The sequence below is a fragment of the Polaromonas sp. P1_G4 genome, assembly GCF_056405475.1.
The window spans coordinates 1-5,478 of record NZ_JBFUCA010000291.1 but is presented as its reverse complement, the minus strand read 5'-3'; the positions used below and the strand labels follow the sequence as shown (position 1 = coordinate 5,478).

Below are 5,478 nucleotides of genomic sequence, written 5' to 3'. Positions count from 1 at the left end.
CTATTACCTGCCTCTTACCATTTCAGAGCAACTGGGGTATTTCAAGGCCGAAGGCCTKGACATTGAAATCAGCGACTTTGCCGGTGGTGCACGCGCGCTGCAGGCCGTGGTGGGCGGTTCTGCCGACGTCTGTTCGGGTGCTTTCGAGCACACCATCAATCTTCAGTCCAAAAACCAGATGTTCCAGGCTTTTGTGCTGCAGGGCAGGGCGCCGCAAATTGCTTTTGGCGTGTCAACAAAAAACATGCCCAACTACAAAACGGTCGCAGACCTGAAGGGCAAGAGAATCGGTGTGTCTGCGCCGGGCTCGTCCACCAACATGATGGCCAACCTGGTACTTTCGCGCGCGGGGCTCAAGGCCGGCGACGTGAGCTTTATCGGAGTCGGCACTGCGGCGGGCGCGCTCACTGCGCTGCGTTCGGGGCAGATCGATGCCATGAGCAATACCGACCCGGTCATGACCATGCTCGAGCAAAAGGGCGAGGTGAAGATCATCAGCGATACGCGCACGCTCAAGGGCACGATCGAAGTTTTTGGCGGTTCCATGCCGGCGGCCTGCCTGTACGCCCCGATAGAGTTCGTCCAGAAAAATCCCAACACTTGCCAGGCACTGGCCAATGCGATCGTGCATGGGCTCAAATGGCTGCAGACTGCAGGCCCCGGTGACATCATCAAGACCGTGCCCGAGAGCTACCTGCTGGGTGACCGGGCGCTGTACCTTGCGTCATTCAACAAGGTGCGTGAGTCGATTTCGCTTGACGGCATCATTCCTGATGACGGCGCGCGCACGGCGCTCAAGGCACTGGCAAGCTTTGACCCCAGCATCAAGGCCGACAAGATCGACATCGCCAAGACCTATACCAACGAGTTTGCGCGCAAGGCCAAGGACCGATTCAAAGCTTGAGCCCCCACGCTTTTCACTTCGTGTAATGCGCTGCCCCCCCCGAGGGGGCCGCTGCGCCTGCGGTCTGGCAAAGCCAGTCCCGCGGCCCCGGCTGGTGAAGATAGAGGCCCTGCGCAAGCACCTTGCTGTAAGCTCCCGCCATGCCAGAACCCGACGACGCCTGTGCCCTGGAGCTGATCAACATCAGCTGCACCTTTCGCTCGCGCGACGATGCGGGCCAGCGTTATGCGGCGGTAAGCGACACCACCTTGCGCATACGGGCCGGTGAATTCGTTTCGGTTGTCGGGCCTACAGGTTGCGGTAAATCCACGTTACTCAATATTGGTGCCGGTTTGCTGGAGCCGTCTTCCGGTGAGGTTCGGGTGTTTGGCCAACCGCTGGGCGGCATCAACACCCGCGCCGGCTACATGTTCCAGACTGAAGCCTTAATGCCGTGGCGCAGCGCCATCGCCAATGTGATGATGGGCTTGCAATACCGTGGTGTTCCGGATACCGAGGCCCGCCGCCAGGCGCAGGACTGGCTTGAACGCGTGGGGCTGGGCGAGTTCGGCGACCGCTATCCGCACCAGCTTTCGGGCGGCATGCGCAAGCGCACCGCACTGGCCCAGGTGCTGGCGCTGGATCCCGACATCATCCTGATGGACGAACCTTTCAGTGCGCTTGACATTCAGACGCGCCAGCTCATGGAAAACGAGGTGCTGGACCTGTGGGCCGCAAAAAAGAAGGCCGTGCTGTTCATCACCCACGATCTTGACGAGGCCATTGCCATGAGCGACAGGGTGGTGGTGCTGTCGGCTGGACCCGGCACGCATCCCATCGGCGAATTTGCCATCGATCTGCCTCGTCCGCGCGATGTTGCCGAGGTACGCAGTCAGCCGCGGTTTGTCGAGCTGCATACGCAGATATGGAATGTGTTGCGCGATGAGGTCCTTAAAGGTTACGCGCAGCAACTGAAGAAAGCGGCTTGAGCATGTGGCACCGCCTCAAACCTTCAGAAAACAACCTGCGCGCCTGGCAGCTGGGCTTGTTGGTACTCGTGCTGTTGGGCTGGCACCTGGCTTCGCGCGACCAGAAAATTGCTTTTTTCCTGGGCGAGCCCATCAAGGTCGCCGGCAGGGTGTGGAGCTGGTTCATGCCTTTTGGTTTTGGTGAAAGCCGCATGTTCCCCGATGGCTTGCCGGGCAATGCCGACATCTACCTTCACCTGGGCACCACGTTGCTGGAAACCGTGCTGGCCTTCGGCATAGGCACCGTGCTGGGCCTGGCGTGCGGCCTGTGGCTTGCCCTGGCCCCTACAGCCAGCGCCATCCTGGACCCCTACATCAAGGCGGCCAATTCCATGCCCCGTGTGATCCTGGCACCCATTTTTGCGCTGTGGTTTGGCCTTGGCATCTGGAGCAAGGTGGCGCTGGCGGTCACGCTGGTGTTTTTCATCGTGTTCTTCAATGTTTACCAGGGCGTGAAAGAGGTCAGCCCGGTGGTGCTGGCGAATGCCCGCATGCTGGGCGCCAACCAGCGCCAGCTGCTGCGCACGGTGTACCTGCCAAGCGCGACCAGCTGGGTGTTTTCCAGCCTGCATACCTCTGTGGGCCTGGCGTTTGTCGGGGCCGTCGTGGGTGAATACCTGGGCTCTGCGCGCGGAGTGGGCTACCTGATTTTGCAGGCCGAGGGCACGTTTGACGTGAACACGGTGTTTGCCGGCATCGTGGTGCTGACGGCATTTGCCCTGGTGCTGGACGGCATTGTTGGCAAGCTGGAGAAGCGGCTCATGAAATGGCAGCCGCGCACTGGTGAGACAGAAAAACTCTGACGTTTTCCCTGTACCGCAACTCTTCCTGTCGTCCTACAGCCTGCGGCCGGGTGGCTCCTTAAAGTCGTGACTGCCTGCACCGCTTCTGCCATGCGCAGCAGCGGCAAGCCGGCTTCACTCCAAGGACACACCATGAATCTTTCACTCAGCATCGGCCCCATCGTGTCGCTCATCGCGGGGATCCTTATCCTGCTGATACCGCGGCTGCTCAATTACATCGTGGCGATTTACCTGATCGTTATCGGCTTGATCGGTTTGTTCGGCAGCGGTTCGTTCAAGCTGTAGCAGCAGCCCCGCAGCTGGTGACTGCTGGAGCGCGTGATCCGGAACGTCAACGTTTTTTGGACTTGACGACCGTCTTGGTATTGCTGCGTTTGGTCACTTTGGCGGAACTGCCGCGACTGCGGCTGGAGGCTGAGGCCTGGCTTTTTGAGGCATGGCTTTTGACCGGAAGAAAAACCACCACCTGATGGCCCAGCTTGAACGCGCTGGAAGTGCTGACATTGTTCCATTCGGCAACGCTGGCAACGCTCAGGCCGTAGCGCTTGGCAATGGTTGCAACCGACTCGCCCTTGCGGGCCTTGACGGTGGTGCGGCGTGTCACGACTTCAGGAGAAAACGAGACTTGCGCGGTATCTGCAACGTGGCTGGTAACGTCGTTTTCCACCTTGGCGGAACGCGGCACCAGCAAGGTCGAGCCTGCCTTGATGAGCATGCGCGGCGGTATGTTGTTGACGCTGCGCAGATCGGCCTCACTCATGCCAGTGCGGCGTGCTGCTTCGGCCGGGTTCATGGTGCTGGGCGCCGACCAGGCGGTCCAGCTGGCATATTGCCCCTGGGTGTAGGCCTCGAAGTTGCGCTGAAACACCGTGGCGTTGTCCCAGGGAAGCAGTATCTGGGGCGTTCCTGCTGCGATGATGACGGGGCGATGTGCTGAAGGGTTCAGTGCCTTGAAGTCTTCAATCTTGACGTCCGCAAGGCGTGCGGCCAGGGCTACATCAATGTCACGTGTGATCAGCACCTGCTGAAAATAAGGGTGGTTTTCGATCAGCGGCAATTCCGTGCGGAATGCCTGGGGATTGGCCACAATGTTTTTGACGGCCTGCAGCTTGGGCACGTAGAGCCTCGTTTCTGCCGGCATGTTCAGGTCGGTGTAGCTGGTGCCCAGCCCTGCTCTCTGGTTTTTGGCGATGGCGCGGCCCACGCTGCCCTCCCCCCAGTTGTAGGCCGCCAGCGCCAGATGCCAGTCGCCAAACATGCCATGCAGCTTTTGCAGGTAGTCCAGTGCCGCACGGGTGGAAGCCAGTACGTCGCGCCGGTCGTCGCGGAAAGCGTTTTGCTTCAGGTCGAAATATTTGCCGGTGGCCGGCATGAACTGCCACATGCCGGCGGCTTTGGCGCTGGAAACGGCCTGCGGGTTAAAAGCGCTTTCGATGAACGGCAGCAATGCCAGTTCCGTCGGCATCTGGCGGCGCTCAAGTTCTTCAACGATGTGAAAAAGGTATTTGCTGGAGCGCTCGGTCATGCGCTGGATATAGTCCGGCCGGCTGGCATACCACTGCTCGCGATCCGTCACCAGTTCGTTTTGCAGGTCGGGCATGGCGAAGCCGCGGCGAATACGGTCCCAAAGTTCCTTGGGAGGTTCCGTGGAGGCGATCTGGTAAGAGCCGATCTGACCTGGTGTGATGGCTTGAAGTGGGCCGCCCGGCACTTGCGGTTTGGCGGCGGGGCCTGTTCCTGTTGTGAGGACCGGGTCACCCGGCATGCCGGGTGGCTGTGTGGCGCAGCCCGCCAACAGTGTCGCCACAAGCAGAAACGCCAGCGGAACAATACGGAAATTGATGAGATTGGGAAGAGGGGATGCTGCAGTGGTTCGGTCGTGTGGCGTCATTTGAATTGGTTTTTCCACTGCCGGATGGCGGCAAATACGGTGTTGTCGTCGCGGGCCGACGCATCAAAGTGCCGGGCAGCCGCCATGATAGTGGGTTGGCGGGTCCRCAAGAAGGGGTTGATCAGCAATTCCTGGGCCACAGAGGTCGGCAAGGTTGGCTTTCCCTGGGCGCGAAGTGCAACGCATTGCGCCTGATATGCCGCCAGGTCGGCATTTTCTGGCTCGACTGCCACGGCAAAGCGGAGATTGCTGAGTGTGTATTCATGGGTACAACAGACGACGGTGTTGCCAGGCAACGCAGCCAGCTTGTCGAGCGAGGCCAGCATTTGCGCCGGTGTACCCTCGAATAAACGTCCGCAGCCTCCCGAGAACAGTGTGTCGCCGCAAAACAGCAGCGGCCTGCCGTTCACGGCAAGGCCATCCGGCGCCGGGCCGCCCCAAGCCGGATGAGCCCCCTCGGGGGGCAGCGCATCACGCGAAGCGGAAAGCGTGGGGGCAAGGTAATAGGCAATGTGACCTGCGGTATGCCCGGGCACGTCGATCACCTGGAAATCCAGGCCGAGGGCCGTGAGGCTGTCACCTCCATTGAGATGTGTGTAAGGCTGCGGAATGCGTTCGGTGGCAGGGCCCCAGACTTGGGCGCCCGTCGCTTCGCGCAGGGCATCGACACCGCCCGTGTGGTCGGGATGGTGATGCGTGACTAGAATCGACTCCAGTTGCAATGCGTGCTGCTCCAGGGTGCGCTGCACCGGCCCGGCATCTCCCGGGTCCACGACCAGGGCACGCCTGCCGTCATGCAACAACCAGAGGTAGTTGTCGTCGAAGGCAGGAATGGGAATCAAATACATACAGTGGTCTCAATGAGCTCTGAAA

Annotated in this window: 6 protein-coding genes; 4 read left to right on the top strand and 2 right to left on the bottom strand. The window is 60.5% G+C overall.

Annotation, left to right across the window (positions count from 1 at the left end):
- The 4 genes from AC1D1X_RS14690 to AC1D1X_RS14675 form a co-directional block, all read left to right on the top strand.
- Nucleotides 1-904, top strand: a 904-nt coding sequence (locus tag AC1D1X_RS14690; protein WP_477698536.1) for an ABC transporter substrate-binding protein, incomplete at its 5' end; no start/stop codon positions are given.
- 140 nt (nt 905-1,044) lie between these two features.
- On the top strand, nt 1,045-1,872 hold the full coding sequence (locus AC1D1X_RS14685; RefSeq protein WP_477670871.1) for an ABC transporter ATP-binding protein: 828 nt from the start codon (nt 1,045-1,047) through the stop codon (nt 1,870-1,872).
- Between the two features lie 2 nt (nt 1,873-1,874).
- The gene (locus tag AC1D1X_RS14680) at nt 1,875-2,714 is read left to right on the top strand and encodes an ABC transporter permease (protein WP_477671217.1); all 840 of its coding nucleotides are present in this window, start codon (nt 1,875-1,877) and stop codon (nt 2,712-2,714) included.
- A gap of 132 nt (nt 2,715-2,846) precedes the next feature.
- Complete coding sequence (locus tag AC1D1X_RS14675; protein WP_348050368.1) at nt 2,847-2,999, top strand: DUF3096 domain-containing protein; 153 nt, start codon at nt 2,847-2,849, stop codon at nt 2,997-2,999.
- A 46-nt stretch (nt 3,000-3,045) separates the two neighbouring features.
- Here the strand turns inward: AC1D1X_RS14675 and AC1D1X_RS14670 are convergent, their stop codons facing one another.
- Nucleotides 3,046-4,605: a transglycosylase SLT domain-containing protein gene (locus AC1D1X_RS14670; RefSeq protein WP_477670870.1), complete on the bottom strand. Its 1,560-nt coding sequence runs from the start codon at nt 4,603-4,605 to the stop codon at nt 3,046-3,048.
- On the bottom strand, nt 4,602-5,453 hold the full coding sequence (gene gloB / locus AC1D1X_RS14665; RefSeq protein WP_477698535.1) for a hydroxyacylglutathione hydrolase: 852 nt from the start codon (nt 5,451-5,453) through the stop codon (nt 4,602-4,604). Before gloB ends, AC1D1X_RS14670 begins: the two co-directional genes overlap by 4 nt.
- Nucleotides 5,454-5,478: the final 25 nt, after the last annotated feature.

What these genes read in the sequence shown, in the direction of transcription:
- AC1D1X_RS14685 (WP_477670871.1), top strand. Translation starts at nt 1,045, where the DNA reads ATGCCAGAACCCGACGACGCCTGTGCCCTGGAGCTGATCAACATCAGC.
- AC1D1X_RS14680 (WP_477671217.1), top strand. Translation starts at nt 1,875, where the DNA reads ATGTGGCACCGCCTCAAACCTTCAGAAAACAACCTGCGCGCCTGGCAG.
- AC1D1X_RS14670 (WP_477670870.1), bottom strand. Translation starts at nt 4,605, where the DNA reads ATGACGCCACACGACCGAACCACTGCAGCATCCCCTCTTCCCAATCTC.
- AC1D1X_RS14675 (WP_348050368.1), top strand. Translation starts at nt 2,847, where the DNA reads ATGAATCTTTCACTCAGCATCGGCCCCATCGTGTCGCTCATCGCGGGG.